The sequence below is a fragment of the Guyparkeria sp. SCN-R1 genome (assembly GCF_003932495.1).
GTDB lineage: Bacteria > Pseudomonadota > Gammaproteobacteria > Halothiobacillales > Halothiobacillaceae > Guyparkeria.
Genome location: NZ_QZMT01000013.1, coordinates 23,004 through 36,237 on the forward strand (window position 1 = coordinate 23,004; position 13,234 = coordinate 36,237).

A 13,234-nucleotide genomic window follows, 5' to 3' on the forward strand; every position below is an offset into this window, starting at 1 on the left:
AGAGACGAAACGAGACTATGGCTAAGAAAAGCATGATTGCTCGCGAGGTCAAGCGCCAGAAGCTTGCTCGCCAGTATGCCGACAAGCGTGCCAAGCTGCGCGCGATCGTCGCCGACCCCGAAGTGGAGTTCGACGAGAAGATGGCGGCCTCCGCCGCGCTGGCAAAGCTGCCGCGCGATTCTTCCTACACCCGCCAGGTGCGCCGCTGCGCACTGACCGGTCGTCCGAAGGGCGTCTACCGGAAATTTGGCATGGGTCGCAACAAGCTGCGCCAACTGGCCATGTCCGGGGAAATCCCGGGCCTGCGCAAGTCGAGCTGGTAAGGAGAACGCGTTATGAGTATGAATGATCCGATCGCGGACATGCTGACGCGCATCCGCAACGGCCAGGCCGCGCGCAAGCCGGAGGTTCGCATGCCGGCCTCCAAGTTCAAGAAGGCAGTTGCCGAGACGTTGAAGGACGAAGGCTACATCGCCGACATCCGCGTCGAGGGCGACAAGAAGCCGACACTGGTGGTCACCCTGCGTTATTTCGAAGGCAAGCCGGTCATCGAAAAGCTGAACCGCGTTTCCCGTCCCGGGTCGCGCAAGTTCTTCGGCGCCGAGGACCTCCCGCAGGTACTCGGTGGTCTGGGTGTTGCCGTGGTTTCCACCTCCGAAGGTGTGATGCCGGACCGTGAAGCACGTCGTCGCAATATCGGCGGCGAAGTCGTCTGCTTTGTTTCGTAACCGGTTGGGGGATTTATGAGTCGAGTAGCACGAAAGCCGGTCGCGGTCCCCAAGGGTGTCGAGGTCAAGCTCGAAGACCAGGTTCTGTCCTTTAAGGGCAAGAACGGTGAGCTGACCCTGAATGTTCACCCGACGGTCGGCGTGACCTTCGAAGACAACGAGATCCGATTCGCACCGAACAGTGATGACAACATTCCGATGGCCGGCACCATGCGTTCCCTGGCACAGGGTAGCGTCGACGGTGTCGCCAACGGGTTCGAGATCAAGCTCCAACTGGTCGGCGTCGGTTACCGCGCTCAGGTACAGGGTCGGACCCTGAACCTGCAGCTGGGTTTCTCGCATCCGATCGATTACCCGCTGCCGGACGGCGTCACCGCGGAAACCCCGTCGGCGACGGAAATCATCATCCGTGGCGCGGACAAGCAGAAGGTCGGCCAGGTGGCTTCCAACGTGCGGGCACTGCGTCCGCCGGAGCCTTACAAGGGTAAGGGTGTCAAGTACGCGGATGAGCGCATCCTGCGTAAGGAAGCCAAGAAGAAATAATCGAGGGTGACGCGATGAATGAAAGTACAAAACAGCGGCTGCGCCGCGCACGTCGCACCCGGGCGAAGATCAAGCAGCTCGGCGTCCATCGCCTGAGCGTGCACCGGAGCAGCAACCATACCTACGCTCAGGTCTTCGCACCGGAAGGTCAGGTAATCGCCACTGCTTCCACGGTAGGCAAGGGTGTACTCGCCGACGGCGAATTCGGTGGCAACGTGGCCGCCGCCAAGAAGGTGGGCGAGGCCATTGCCAAGGCTGCCCTGGAGAAGGGCATCGAGTCCGTGGCGTTTGATCGCTCGGGTTTCATTTACCACGGGCGTGTCAAGGCACTTGCCGACGCGGCACGCGAAGCCGGCCTGAAGTTCTAAAGAGGTGAAGCAATGAGCCGTAACGCAAAAGACGTCTCGAACGAAGGCCTGATCGAGAAGCTGGTCACGATCAACCGCGTGTCCAAGGTCGTCAAGGGTGGCCGCCAGTTCTCGTTCACCGCGCTGACCGTGGTGGGTGATGGCGAAGGCCGTGTTGGCTATGGCTACGGCAAGGCAAAAGAAGTGCCGGCCGCTATCCAGAAGGCAATGGACCGTGCACGCAACAGCATGATTGACGTGCCGCTCCGTGACGGGACCCTCCACTACCAGACCAAGGGCCGTCATGGTGCCGGTCGGGTGTTCATGAAGCCGGCATCGGAAGGTACTGGTGTCATCGCCGGCGGCGCAATGCGTGCCGTCTTCGAGGCAGCAGGCGTCCGTAACGTGCTGGCCAAGTGCATCGGGACCCGCAATCACATGAACGTGATCCGGGCGACGATCAATGGTCTCTCCCAGATCCAGTCGCCGGAAGCGGTTGCTGCCAAGCGCGGCAAGCGTGTCGAGGAAATCCTGGGGGATGAGGCATGAGTCAGAAGGCTAATGGCAAGATCCGGGTGCGCCTGGTTCGGTCGATGAATAATCGACTCGAGTCCCACAAGGCCTGCGTTCGTGGGCTGGGCATCCGCCGTATGCACCAAGAGGTGGAAGTGGCCGGTACCCCGGAAAACCGGGGCATGATCAATCGCGTCCACTACATGCTCGACGTACAGGAAGCGAAGTAATGCGTTTGAACAAACTTTCCCCTGCCGAGGGTAGCCGCAAGGACGCCAACCGCGTCGGTCGCGGTATCGGTTCCGGGCTGGGCAAGACCGGCGGTCGTGGCCACAAGGGCCAGAAGTCTCGTTCCGGCGGCTTCCACAAGACCGGCTTCGAGGGCGGTCAGATGCCGTTGCAGCGTCGTCTGCCGAAGATGGGCTTCCGTGCGGCCAAGTCGCTGTACCGGGCGGAGATCCGCACCGCGGAACTCAATCGCCTGGACGGCGAGGTCACACTCGCGTCGCTCAAGGCCGCTAACCTGATCCGCAACGACGTCAAGAGCGTCAAGATCATCCTTCAGGGTGACGTGGAGAAGAAGCTGCAGGTCAAGGGTCTGGCGATCAGCAAAGGCGCGCGCCAGGCGATCGAAGCCGCCGGTGGTTCAGCGGAGTAAAGAGTGGCACAGGCAAACTCAGGGATAGGCGCACTTGCCGGGGCCGGTCGTTTGACCGAGCTCCGGCAACGTATTTTCTTCGTCATCATGGTGCTCGTGGTGTACCGGATCGGGACGTTCATCCCGCTGCCGGGCATCGACGTGGATGTCATGAAGGCGCTTTTCGAGCAGAACTCCGGCGGCATCCTGGGCATGGTGAACATGTTCTCCGGCGGGGCGCTCTCGCGCATGTCCCTGTTTGCCCTGGGCGTGATGCCGTACATCTCGGCGGCGATCATCGTGCAGTTGCTCACGGCAGTGGTGCCGTCGCTGGAGAAGCTGAAGAAAGAAGGCGAGGCGGGTCGGCGCAAGATCACCCAGTACACCCGCTACGGCACACTCGGCCTGGGCCTAGTCCAGGCGCTGGGCGTGTCGATCGCGCTGCAGGGTCAGTCGGTCGGCGGTTCGCCGCTGGTGTTCGCCCCCGGCATCGCCTTCGTGTTCATCGCCACCCTGACCCTAGTCAGTGGCACGATGCTGCTGGTCTGGCTGGGCGAGCAGATCACCGAGCGCGGCGTGGGTAACGGGATTTCCCTGATCATCTTCGCCGGCATCGTCGCGGGGCTGCCGAGCGCCATTGGCGGCACGGCCGAGTTGGTCCGCACCGGTGAGCTGCACGTGTTCACGATGTTGATCCTGGGCGTGCTGATCCTCGCGGTCACTGCGTTTGTCGTGTTCGTCGAGCGCGGTCAGCGCCGGATCACAGTGAACTACGCGCGGCGCCAGCAGGGTCGCGGCATGGCGGGGCAGCAGTCCTCCCACCTGCCGTTGAAGCTGAACATGGCGGGCGTCATTCCGCCGATCTTCGCCTCGAGCATCATTCTGTTCCCGGCGACGGTGGGTAACTGGTTCGGGCAGCAGGAAGGCATGGGTTGGCTCGCCGACCTGTCCAACACGTTGTCGCCGGGTCAGCCGCTGTATGTGCTGTTCTACGCGGCCGCGATCATCTTTTTCTGCTTCTTCTACACCGCGCTGGTGTTCAATGCCCGCGAGACCGCGGACAACCTGAAGCGCTCGGGTGCGTTCGTTCCGGGGATCCGCCCCGGCGAGCAGACCGCGCGCTACGTGGACAAGGTGCTGACCCGTCTCACCTTCTGGGGCGCGATCTACATCACCGCGGTCTGCCTGCTGCCGGAGTTCCTGATCCTGTACTGGAACGTGCCGTTCTACTTCGGCGGTACGTCTCTGCTGATCATCGTGATCGTGTTGATGGACTTCATGTCGCAGGTGCAGTCTCACCTGGTTTCGCACCAGTACGACAGCCTGGTTCGCAAGGCACATTTCAAGAACGGGCTGTAATCACACGGCCCGTCGTTTCCGTTTGCTATTGACGGCGCGTTGCGTTACGCTTTCGCGCTCTTTTTTGGGGTGATATATCGATGGCACGTATTGCTGGGATCAACATTCCCGTTCAGAAACATGTGGTCATTGGCCTGACTTCCATCTACGGAATCGGCTCGACCCGCGCCAAGCAGATCTGCGAAGCCACCGGCGTGGCCGAGGATCGCAAGGTGCGCGACCTGTCCGAGGCAGAGGTTGAGGCCCTGCGTGCGGAAGTCGGCAAGTATGTAGTAGTCGAAGGCGACCTGCGTCGCGACGTTTCCATGAACATCAAGCGTCTGATGGACCTTGGTTGTTACCGTGGTCTGCGTCATCGCCGTGGTCTGCCGTTGCGTGGACAGCGCACACGCACTAACGCACGGACTCGCAAGGGTCCGCGGCGCCTGGTCAAGCGCTAATCAGGCTTAATATTCTTTCGAGAGTAGGATCTTAATGGCTAAAGCAAGTCAAGGTACCCGTAAAAAGGTAAAACGCGTCGTCACCGATGCGGTCGCGCATATCCATGCGTCGTTCAACAATACGATCGTGACGATCACCGACCGTCAGGGCAACACCCTCAGCTGGGCGACTTCCGGGGGCTCGGGCTTCCGCGGTTCTCGCAAGTCGACCCCGTTCGCCGCCCAGGTTGCGGCCGAACGTGCCGGCGAGGCAGCCAAGGTATATGGGGTCAAGAACGTCGATGTTGAAGTCAAGGGCCCCGGCCCGGGTCGCGAGTCGACCATCCGCGCGCTCAACGCCGTGGGCTTCAAGGTGGGCGTAATCACTGACGTTACCCCCATCCCGCACAATGGTTGCCGTCCGCCCAAAAAGCGTCGCGTTTGACGGTGCGTTTGTAAGGAGTATTTGACTTATGGCTCGTTATCTCGGTCCTACTTGTAAGCTTGCCCGGCGCGAAGGCACGGATCTTTTCCTCAAGTCCGGCGTCCGCGCACTGGAAGACAAGTGCCATCACGATCGCGCCCCTGGCCAGCACGGCTCCGGCCGTCGCCAGAAGGTGTCGGACTACGGTCTGCAGCTGCGCGAGAAGCAGAAGCTGCGTCGTATCTACGGTGTGCTCGAGCGGCAGTTCCGTAACTACTACAAGCGCGCTGCGCAAATGAAGGGCTCCACCGGCGAGAACCTGTTGCAGATTCTCGAGTGCCGCCTGGACAACGTTGCGTATCGCATGGGCTTTGGCGCCACGCGCGCCGAGGCACGGCAATTGGTGTCGCATCGCGGCCTGCTGGTCAACGGCGAGGTGGTCAACATCCCGTCGTACCAGGTTTCCATGGAAGACGTGGTCTCGGTTCGCGAAAAGGCGAAGAAGCAGCAGCGCGTCAAGGATGCCCTCGAACTGGCCGCCCAGCGCGAAGTCGTGCCGTGGGTCACGGTCGATTCCAGCAAGATGGAAGGCGTCTTCAAGGCCGTTCCGACTCGGGACGAATTGCCGGCGGACATCAACGAATCGCTCGTAGTCGAGCTGTATTCGAAGTAAACGGTTTTCGGGGGTACGTAATGCAACTGGGTTCTACAGAGCTTCTCAAGCCGCGCCTGGTCGACGTGGAAACGATCGACGACACCCATGCGCGCGTCGTGCTGGAGCCGTTGGAGCGTGGATTTGGCTACACGCTGGGCAATGCGTTGCGGCGTATCCTGCTCTCGTCCATCCCGGGCGTTGCCGTCACTGAGGCGGAGATCGAAGGCACACTCCACGAGTACAGCGCACTCGAGGGCGTCCAGGAGGACGTGCTCGAGATCCTGCTCAATCTCAAGGGGCTGTCGATCACCATGCACGGCCGCGACGAGGCGGTGCTGAGCATCAAGAAGACCGGTCCGGGGACCGTGACCGCCGCCGACATCAAGGCGGATCACTCGGTCGAGATCATGAACCCGGATCACGTCATCGCGACCCTGCGTGACGATGCCGAGCTGAACATGACGTTCAAGGTCGAGCGTGGCATGGGTTACGTGCCGGCTAGTGCCCGTCGTGACGACGAGGAAACGACGGTCGGGCGTCTGCTGATCGACGCATCGTTCTCGCCGCTGCGGCGCGTGGCCTACTCGGTCGAGCGGGCACGTGTCGAGCAGCGCACTGACCTCGACTCGCTGGTGCTCGACATCGAGACCAACGGTTCGATTTCGGCCGAGGACGCCATCCGCCAAGCGGCTGGCATCCTGGTCGATCAACTGTCGGTTCTGGTCGATCTCAAGGCGGAAAAGGCCGAGCCGGTCGAAGAGCAGGCCCCGTCGGTTGACCCGGTACTGCTGCGTCCGGTTGACGACCTGGAGCTGACCGTTCGTTCCGCGAACTGCCTCAAGGCGGAAAACATCTATTACATCGGCGACCTGATCCAGCGGTCGGAAATGGAATTGCTCAAGACCCCGAACCTTGGCAAGAAGTCCTTGACCGAGATCAAGGACGTGCTTGCCAAGCAGGGGCTGTCCCTCGGGCAGAAACTGGAGAACTGGCCGCCGGCCGAGCTCCAGAATCTGAGCGAATCCAAGATTTGAACGAAATTTTTTGGAGTATTTGACATGCGTCATCGTCAATCCGGTCGGCAGTTGGGTCGTAACGCCTCACAGCGCAAGGCGCTGATGCGTTCGCTCACCAATGCCCTGATCGAGCACGAGGTCATCAAGACCACGGTTCCCAAGGCCAAGGAGCTGCGTCGCGTCGCCGAGCCGCTGATCACCCTGGCCAAGGAAGACAGCGTCCACGCGCGCCGTCAGGCCTTCGCGAAGGTCGGCAACAAGAGCACCGTCGGTAAGCTGTTCTCCGACGTCGGCCCGCGCTTCAAGGAGCGCAACGGCGGTTACCTGCGTATCCTGAAGTGCGGCTATCGCGCAGGCGACGCAGCGCCGATGGCCTACGTCGAGCTTGTCGAGCGTAGCGCCGAGCCGGCACCCGCCGTCGAGGAAGCTGCCGCCGAGTAATTCGGCAATCGGCGGGCGATGCGTCCGCCAAAATGTAGAAAGCCCGCCATTTCGGCGGGCTTTTTCTTGTTCTGGGGGTGTTGGCATCGCCGTGGGCGAGGGTCAGGCGCTGACTGTTTCCTCGATGATGCGGTTCATCGTCTGCTCGACCTCGGTCGCGACATTGGTCAGCGCGGCGTCGTCGCTCAGCATCGAGAGCATGGCAGTCGGGCGGATCATCGAAACGATGACCTTTCCGTCGCGCTCGTAGACGGCGATGCGGCAGGGCAGGGCGTTGGCGAGGTCCATTCGGACGGCAAGCACCTCGGCGGCACGCTTGGGGTTGCAGACTTCGAACACCCGGCATTGCGGGGCGAAGTCGACGCCCTTGGCGTTGAGCGTGCCGTGGATGTCATGCGTGTGCAGCAGGCCAAACCCATTGGCCGGTACGGCATCACTCAATCGTTGGCAGGTGGTCTCGAAATCGTGCGGACTGTGGTGTTCGTCGATCATGGGTCAGTTGCTCCGATTGGTTTGTATTCGGGGGGCAAGCTTAGCAAACCGGTCCGGTGTCTAATGATTCGGTTCGAGGAGCCTAGTTGCGAAGCGGCTGACGGTCTCCTACGATGCAGGAGGTTTCGCGACGGCCGATATACGGGGTTCGCCATGATTATGGAACTTTCCGAATGAAACGGCTGTCGCACCTTTCTATCGGGGCTCGGCACCCGGCACGTATTCCGTGCAAAGCCGAATCATTTAAATGAGGAGTGATTGCATGTCCGTTTGGAACCAGAAGTTGCGCAAATCCGTGATGGCCGCCGGTGTCTCCGCTGCGCTCGCCTTCAGCGGCGCGGCCGTGGCCCAGCAGGGCGGTCAGGCTGCCCCGCACGGTGGTCAGGGCGGCGCTCCGGCACAGGGTCAGATGCCGGAAATGACCGACGAACAGCGCCAGCTGATGGAAGAGATGCGCTCGGTTCAACAGGAGCTCCAGCAAACCCAGGCGAAGCTGAGCGAGATGGAGCAGCAGGCCTACGAGAACAACCCGGAGCTGGGTCAGAAGCGTGAGGCGCTGCAGGCCAAGATCGCCGAAAAGATGTCCAGCGGCGGCTACGACGCCGAGAAGGAATTCGAGGAGATGAAGGCCACCATGTCCAAGTACGAGGGTGGCGAGCAGCAGCCGTCCGAGGAAGAGGTCGAGGCCTTCCGTCAGCAGCAGCAGGAATTCCAGCAGCGTCAGCAGCAGGCCTTCCAGAACGAGGAAGTGCAGAGCATGGCTCAGGACCTGCGTGGTGACGTCGAGCAGGTAATGAAGGAAAACAATCCGGAAGCCGAGGAGCTGTTCGCCAAGATGGAGAAGCAGTCCGAGGAAATGCAGCAGCTGCGCGAAAAGGCCATGGAGATGCGTCAGGGCGGCTAATCGTCCCGGGCTCTTCGAGCCGATAAAGGCCGATCCCTGATGGGATCGGCTTTTTTTTTATGCCGCCGGCGCCGCGCGGTTTGCCGAGTCAGTCGTCGCTGTAACCCGGCTCCGTGGCGCCGAAGAAGGCCTCCTTGAGTTTTTGCAGCTCGTCGCGCGCCTGGGCGGCCGCCTCGAACTCCAGGTCGCGCGCGTGGCGGTGCATCTCGGCCTCGAGGGTCTTGATGCGCTTGGCGGCCTGGTCCGGTGACAGGGTGGCGTAATCAGCCGGTGCCTCGGCTGCCCTGTCCGCCCCGCGACGCTTGCGCCCCGGGCGGGCGCCGGGGATGCGGGATTCACCGGCCTCGAGAATATCCTCGACGCTCTTCTGGATGCCGCGCGGCGTGATGCGCATCGCCTCGTTGTGCGCCAGCTGCTTCTCGCGGCGGCGGTCGGTCTCGTCGATCGCCTTGCGCATGGCATCCGTGATGGTGTCGCCGTAGAGGATGGCCTTGCCCTCGAGGTTGCGGGCCGCCCGCCCGATCGTCTGGATCAGCGAGCGTTCCGAACGCAGGAAGCCCTGCTTGTCGGCGTCCAGGATGCCAACCAACGACACCTCGGGGATGTCGAGCCCTTCTCGGAGCAGGTTGATGCCGACCAGCACGTCGAACTCACCCAGCCGCAGGTCTTGGATAATCTCGACGCGCTCGACGGTATCGATGTCCGAGTGCAGGTAGCGCACCCGCACGTCGTGCTCCATCAGGTAATCGGTCAGGTCTTCCGCCATGCGCTTGGTAAGCACGGTGACCAGCACCCGCTGATTTTTCTCGGCGCGCAGGCGAATCTCGGAGAGCAGGTCGTCGACCTGGCTGGCGACCGGACGGACCTCGATCTGCGGGTCGACCAGCCCGGTCGGGCGGACCACCTGCTCGGCGATCTGATCGGCATGCGTCTCCTCGTAGGGGCCGGGCGTGGCCGAGACGTAGACCGTCTGGGGCATCAGGCGCTCGAACTCGTCGAACTTCAAGGGGCGGTTGTCCATTGCCGAGGGCAGGCGGAAACCGAAGTTCACCAGCGTTTCCTTGCGTGAGCGGTCGCCCTTGTACATGCCGCCGAGCTGCGGGACGGTGACGTGCGACTCGTCGATGATCAGCAGGGCGTCCGATGGCAGGTAGTCATAGAGACAGGGGGGCGGCTCGCCCGGCTGGCGTCCCGAGAGGTAACGCGAGTAGTTCTCGATCCCGTTGCAGTAGCCGAGCTCCTGGATCATCTCGATGTCGAAGCGGGTGCGCTGGGCCAGGCGTTGCGCCTCGACCAACTTGTCCTGCGATTCGAGATCCTTGAGGCGCTCGTCGAGCTCGACCTTGATCTGCTCGATCGCGCTTAGCAGCCGCCCACGCGGGGTGACGTAGTGCGAGGAGGGGTAGACCGTGTAGCGCGGCACCCGGCGGCGGACCTGGCCGGTGAGCGGGTCGAACAGGGTGATTTGTTCGATCTCGTCGTCGAACAGCTCGATGCGCACGCCCTCGTCGTCGGCCTCGGCCGGGTGGATGTCGATCACGTCGCCGCGCACCCGGTAGGTGCCGCGACGAAACTCCATGTCGTTACGGGTGTACTGCATCTCGGCCAACCGCCGGATGATCTGGCGCTGGGAGACCTGATCGCCGCGCACCAGGTGCAGGATCATCTTGAGATAGGCCTCGGGGTCGCCCAGGCCGTAGATCGACGAGACGGTGGCGACGATGATGACGTCCCGGCGCTCGAACAGGGCCTTGGTGGCGGACAGGCGCATCTGCTCGATGTGCTCGTTCACCGAGGCATCCTTCTCGATGAAGGTGTCCGAGGCCGGCACGTAGGCCTCTGGCTGGTAGTAGTCGTAGTAGGAAACGAAGTACTCCACCGCGTTGTGCGGGAAAAACCCCTTGAGCTCCCCGTATAGCTGCGCGGCCAGCGTCTTGTTGGGCGCGAGCACAAGTGCCGGACGCTGCACCTCGTGGATGACGTTGGCCATCGTGAAGGTCTTCCCCGAGCCGGTCACCCCGAGCAGGGTCTGGTGCATCAGCCCGTCGTTGAGACCCTCGACGAGGGTCTCGATGGCGCGGGGCTGGTCGCCGGCCGGCTGGTAGTCTGTTGCGATCTGGAAACGGTGTTCTGACATGGGGTGGGAGTATATAGGCTTGACCCTCGGCTTTCCGACGGCTTTTGCTTTATGATGCCCGGCTATATCCCTCGCTACAGCCGCCGATTTCTCGTTGATTTACGGCCGAGTTTCGCGAGTGACTTCCCAGACGCACTTTTCAGGTATCCATGACCGATTCAAACCTCGAAGACCCGAATGCCCCGCGCGAGGCCGAGAAATACGAAAACCCCGTGGCCAGTCGCGAGTTCCTGCTCGACCTGTTGGGCAAGCAGGACGGCCCGATCACGCTCAACCGGCTGATCAGCGAGCTCGGCTACGACGGTGACGAGGAGCGCATCGAGGGTCTGCGGCGACGCCTGCGGGCGATGGAGCGCGATGGCCAGGCCATTCGCAATCGCCGCGGCGGCTACGTGCCGGTGACCAAGGCCGAACTGGTGCGTGGCCGGGTGATCGGTCACCGCGACGGTTTCGGTTTCCTGGTGCCGGACGAAGGTGGCAACGACGTCTTCCTCTCGCCGCGCGTCATGCGTGCCCTGCTGCATGGCGACCGCGCCGTGGTGCAGGTGGTCGGCGAGGACCGCCGCGGTCGTCCCGAGGGTGCGCTGGTCGAGGTGATCGAACGGGCCAACGCCGAGATCGTCGGTCGATTGGTGATCGAGGCGGGCGTGGCGTTCGTCATCCCCGACAACACCCGCATGACCCAGGACGTGCTGATCCCGATGGAGGCGCTCGGTGGGGCGAGCGACAGCCAGATCGTCCGGGTCGCGCTGGTCGAGCAGCCGACCCAGCGGCACAAGCCGGTCGGCAAGATCATCGAGGTGCTGGGCGATCACATGTCGCCGGGCATGGAGATCGATGTCGCCATCCGCGCCCACGGCATTCCCCATGAATGGCCGGAAGAGGTCGAGCGCCACATCGAGCACATGAGCGACCAGGTCGCCGAGGAAGACAAGGTCGGCCGGGTCGACCTGCGCGACGTGCCGATGGTCACTATCGATGGCTCGGATTCCAAGGACCTCGACGACGCAGTCTTCTGTGAGCCGACCCCGAAGGGCTTCCGCCTGATGGTGGCGATCGCCGACGTGTCGCACTACGTGCGTATCGGCTCGGCGCTCGACGAGGAAGGCTTCCGCCGCGGGACCTCGGTCTACTTCCCGGGTCGCGTGGTGCCGATGCTGCCCGAGATCCTCTCGAACGGCCTGTGCTCGGTGAACCCGGACGTGGATCGCCTCTGCCTGTGCGCGGAGATGCTGATCAACAGCCAGGGGCAGATTATCCGCTCGCGCTTCTTCGAGGGCGTGATGAAGAGCCACGCGCGCCTGACCTACGACAACGTCGCGGCCATGCTGCTCGATAACGACCAGCAAGAGCGCGACAAGCACGCCCATGTCATCAAGCCGCTCGAGGCGCTGCATGACCTGTACAAGGTGCTGCGGGCCGAGCGCGAGTCTCGCGGGGCGATCGACTTCGATACTATCGAGACCAAGATCGTCTTCGGCGAGAACCGCAAGATCGAGGCGATCGTGCCCTACGAGCGCAACGACGCGCACAAGATCATCGAGGAATGCATGATCGCGGCGAACGTTGCCGCTGGTCGCTTCCTTGCCCGTCGCAAGATCCCGTCGCTCTATCGCGTCCACGATCGCCCGGGCGCCGAGAAGATCGACGACCTGCGCGCTGCGCTCAAGGAGAAGGGGTTGACGCTCGGTGGCGGCGAGAAGCCGAGCCCGGCCGACTTCAACGCCCTGATCGCCGAGGCGAAGGACCGTCCGGACTTCGCCACCGTACAGACCCTGCTGCTGCGCTCGCTTCAGCAGGCGGTCTACGCGCCGGACAATCTGGGTCACTTCGGTCTGGCCCACGAGCACTACGCGCACTTCACCTCGCCGATCCGTCGCTACCCGGACCTGATGGTCCACCGCGCCATCCGGCACGTGTTGCGTACCGGTGCCGCCGAGGAGTTCCCGTACAGCCACGAGGAGATGCTGCTGATCGGCGAGCATTGCTCGAACAACGAGCGACGTGCCGACGAGGCGACGCGCGATGCCACCGACTGGCTCAAGTGCGAGTTCATGCTCGACAAGGTCGGTAATGTCTACGAGGGCCGGGTGGCATCCGTGCTGGGCTTCGGTCTTTTCGTCCAGCTCAAGGATTTCTTTGTCGACGGCCTGCTGCACATCACCGCTCTCAAGCGTGATTTCTATCACTTCGATCCGGTGACCGTCTCGCTCAAGGGTGAGCGCAGTGGCAAGACCTACTCGCTCAACGACACCATCCACGTGCGGGTCGCGCGCGTCGACCTGGACGAGCGCAAGATCGACTTCATGCTGCCGGAAGACGAGGAAGTCGCCGGTGGCGAGGACCAGTCGAGTGCCGAGCCGGGCAGCGACGAGGACAAGTCCTCGAAAGGCCCGGAGAAGTCGGAAAAGTCGGAGAAAGGGCCGGAGAGTTCGGACGACAAGTCCGGCGACGAGGGCAGCGGGGGCGCCAAGAAGCGCCGTCCGCGCCGCCGGCGTCGCCGCAAGCCTCATGATGGCGGCGACGCCGGCGGCCAGGATGATGGTCAGGGGCAGGGCCAGCCCGAAAACAAGGGCAAGGCCGGCGATTCGTCCGACGACTCGTCCAACTGATCGCCAC

At 62.8% G+C, this 13,234-nt stretch carries 17 protein-coding genes; 15 read left to right on the plus strand and 2 right to left on the minus strand.

Annotated features, from left to right (window positions below):
• Positions 1–17: 17 nt before the first annotated feature.
• The 13 genes from rpsN to rplQ all read left to right on the plus strand — a co-directional run bounded on the left by rpsN (position 18) and on the right by rplQ (position 7,082).
• Complete coding sequence (gene rpsN / locus D5687_RS08160) at positions 18–323, plus strand: 30S ribosomal protein S14 (protein ID WP_125199284.1); 306 nt, start codon at positions 18–20, stop codon at positions 321–323.
• A gap of 12 nt (positions 324–335) precedes the next feature.
• On the plus strand, positions 336–728 hold the full coding sequence (gene rpsH / locus D5687_RS08165; RefSeq protein ID WP_125199285.1) for a 30S ribosomal protein S8: 393 nt from the start codon (positions 336–338) through the stop codon (positions 726–728).
• A 15-nt stretch (positions 729–743) separates the two neighbouring features.
• Positions 744–1,271 carry a 50S ribosomal protein L6 gene (gene rplF, locus D5687_RS08170; RefSeq protein ID WP_125199286.1) on the plus strand — a complete coding sequence of 176 codons (528 nt, stop codon included), beginning with the start codon at positions 744–746 and terminating at the stop codon, positions 1,269–1,271.
• Positions 1,272–1,285: 14 nt separating this feature from the next.
• The gene (gene rplR, locus D5687_RS08175; RefSeq protein WP_125199287.1) at positions 1,286–1,639 is read left to right on the plus strand and encodes a 50S ribosomal protein L18; all 354 of its coding nucleotides are present in this window, start codon (positions 1,286–1,288) and stop codon (positions 1,637–1,639) included.
• 12 nt (positions 1,640–1,651) lie between these two features.
• The gene (gene rpsE, locus D5687_RS08180; protein WP_125199288.1) at positions 1,652–2,167 is read left to right on the plus strand and encodes a 30S ribosomal protein S5; all 516 of its coding nucleotides are present in this window, start codon (positions 1,652–1,654) and stop codon (positions 2,165–2,167) included.
• A complete protein-coding gene (rpmD, locus tag D5687_RS08185; RefSeq protein ID WP_125199289.1) occupies positions 2,164–2,361 on the plus strand; it encodes a 50S ribosomal protein L30 in 198 nt (65 codons plus the stop codon). Before rpsE ends, rpmD begins: the two co-directional genes overlap by 4 nt.
• Positions 2,361–2,789 (plus strand): 50S ribosomal protein L15, encoded by a 429-nt coding sequence (gene rplO, locus D5687_RS08190; protein WP_125199290.1) that lies wholly within the window; start codon positions 2,361–2,363, stop codon positions 2,787–2,789. Before rpmD ends, rplO begins: the two co-directional genes overlap by 1 nt.
• 3 nt (positions 2,790–2,792) lie before the next feature.
• Positions 2,793–4,127 (plus strand): preprotein translocase subunit SecY, encoded by a 1,335-nt coding sequence (secY, locus tag D5687_RS08195; protein ID WP_125199291.1) that lies wholly within the window; start codon positions 2,793–2,795, stop codon positions 4,125–4,127.
• Positions 4,128–4,207: 80 nt separating this feature from the next.
• On the plus strand, positions 4,208–4,567 hold the full coding sequence (gene rpsM / locus D5687_RS08200) for a 30S ribosomal protein S13 (RefSeq protein ID WP_125199292.1): 360 nt from the start codon (positions 4,208–4,210) through the stop codon (positions 4,565–4,567).
• A 34-nt stretch (positions 4,568–4,601) separates the two neighbouring features.
• Positions 4,602–4,991: a 30S ribosomal protein S11 gene (gene rpsK, locus D5687_RS08205; RefSeq protein ID WP_125199293.1), complete on the plus strand. Its 390-nt coding sequence runs from the start codon at positions 4,602–4,604 to the stop codon at positions 4,989–4,991.
• Between the two features lie 28 nt (positions 4,992–5,019).
• Complete coding sequence (gene rpsD / locus D5687_RS08210) at positions 5,020–5,643, plus strand: 30S ribosomal protein S4 (RefSeq protein WP_125199294.1); 624 nt, start codon at positions 5,020–5,022, stop codon at positions 5,641–5,643.
• 20 nt (positions 5,644–5,663) lie between these two features.
• Entirely contained in the window at positions 5,664–6,659 is a 996-nt protein-coding gene (rpoA, locus tag D5687_RS08215; RefSeq protein ID WP_125199295.1) for a DNA-directed RNA polymerase subunit alpha, read from the plus strand.
• Positions 6,660–6,683: 24 nt separating this feature from the next.
• Positions 6,684–7,082 carry a 50S ribosomal protein L17 gene (rplQ, locus tag D5687_RS08220; RefSeq protein WP_125199296.1) on the plus strand — a complete coding sequence of 133 codons (399 nt, stop codon included), beginning with the start codon at positions 6,684–6,686 and terminating at the stop codon, positions 7,080–7,082.
• 102 nt (positions 7,083–7,184) lie between these two features.
• On the opposite strand, the gene D5687_RS08225 is transcribed toward rplQ, so the two are convergent.
• Entirely contained in the window at positions 7,185–7,574 is a 390-nt protein-coding gene (locus tag D5687_RS08225) for a DUF302 domain-containing protein (protein WP_125199297.1), read from the minus strand.
• A gap of 262 nt (positions 7,575–7,836) precedes the next feature.
• On the opposite strand from D5687_RS08225, the gene D5687_RS08230 reads away from it, so the two are divergent.
• Positions 7,837–8,478, plus strand: coding sequence for a hypothetical protein (locus tag D5687_RS08230; RefSeq protein ID WP_125199298.1), 642 nt, complete (start codon positions 7,837–7,839; stop codon positions 8,476–8,478).
• Positions 8,479–8,566: 88 nt separating this feature from the next.
• Here D5687_RS08230 and uvrB read toward each other — a convergent pair whose 3' ends face one another.
• Positions 8,567–10,615, minus strand: coding sequence for an excinuclease ABC subunit UvrB (uvrB, locus tag D5687_RS08235; protein ID WP_125199299.1), 2,049 nt, complete (start codon positions 10,613–10,615; stop codon positions 8,567–8,569).
• 149 nt (positions 10,616–10,764) lie between these two features.
• Between uvrB and rnr the strand changes: the two genes are divergently transcribed.
• Positions 10,765–13,227 (plus strand): ribonuclease R, encoded by a 2,463-nt coding sequence (gene rnr / locus D5687_RS08240; RefSeq protein ID WP_125199300.1) that lies wholly within the window; start codon positions 10,765–10,767, stop codon positions 13,225–13,227.
• Positions 13,228–13,234: the final 7 nt, after the last annotated feature.

What these genes read in the sequence shown, in the direction of transcription:
- rpsN (WP_125199284.1), top strand. Translation starts at nt 18, where the DNA reads ATGGCTAAGAAAAGCATGATTGCTCGCGAGGTCAAGCGCCAGAAGCTT.
- rpsH (WP_125199285.1), top strand. Translation starts at nt 336, where the DNA reads ATGAGTATGAATGATCCGATCGCGGACATGCTGACGCGCATCCGCAAC.
- rplF (WP_125199286.1), top strand. Translation starts at nt 744, where the DNA reads ATGAGTCGAGTAGCACGAAAGCCGGTCGCGGTCCCCAAGGGTGTCGAG.
- rplR (WP_125199287.1), top strand. Translation starts at nt 1,286, where the DNA reads ATGAATGAAAGTACAAAACAGCGGCTGCGCCGCGCACGTCGCACCCGG.
- rpsE (WP_125199288.1), top strand. Translation starts at nt 1,652, where the DNA reads ATGAGCCGTAACGCAAAAGACGTCTCGAACGAAGGCCTGATCGAGAAG.
- rpmD (WP_125199289.1), top strand. Translation starts at nt 2,164, where the DNA reads ATGAGTCAGAAGGCTAATGGCAAGATCCGGGTGCGCCTGGTTCGGTCG.
- rplO (WP_125199290.1), top strand. Translation starts at nt 2,361, where the DNA reads ATGCGTTTGAACAAACTTTCCCCTGCCGAGGGTAGCCGCAAGGACGCC.
- rpsM (WP_125199292.1), top strand. Translation starts at nt 4,208, where the DNA reads ATGGCACGTATTGCTGGGATCAACATTCCCGTTCAGAAACATGTGGTC.
- rpsK (WP_125199293.1), top strand. Translation starts at nt 4,602, where the DNA reads ATGGCTAAAGCAAGTCAAGGTACCCGTAAAAAGGTAAAACGCGTCGTC.
- rpsD (WP_125199294.1), top strand. Translation starts at nt 5,020, where the DNA reads ATGGCTCGTTATCTCGGTCCTACTTGTAAGCTTGCCCGGCGCGAAGGC.
- rpoA (WP_125199295.1), top strand. Translation starts at nt 5,664, where the DNA reads ATGCAACTGGGTTCTACAGAGCTTCTCAAGCCGCGCCTGGTCGACGTG.
- rplQ (WP_125199296.1), top strand. Translation starts at nt 6,684, where the DNA reads ATGCGTCATCGTCAATCCGGTCGGCAGTTGGGTCGTAACGCCTCACAG.
- D5687_RS08225 (WP_125199297.1), bottom strand. Translation starts at nt 7,574, where the DNA reads ATGATCGACGAACACCACAGTCCGCACGATTTCGAGACCACCTGCCAA.
- D5687_RS08230 (WP_125199298.1), top strand. Translation starts at nt 7,837, where the DNA reads ATGTCCGTTTGGAACCAGAAGTTGCGCAAATCCGTGATGGCCGCCGGT.
- uvrB (WP_125199299.1), bottom strand. Translation starts at nt 10,615, where the DNA reads ATGTCAGAACACCGTTTCCAGATCGCAACAGACTACCAGCCGGCCGGC.
- rnr (WP_125199300.1), top strand. Translation starts at nt 10,765, where the DNA reads ATGACCGATTCAAACCTCGAAGACCCGAATGCCCCGCGCGAGGCCGAG.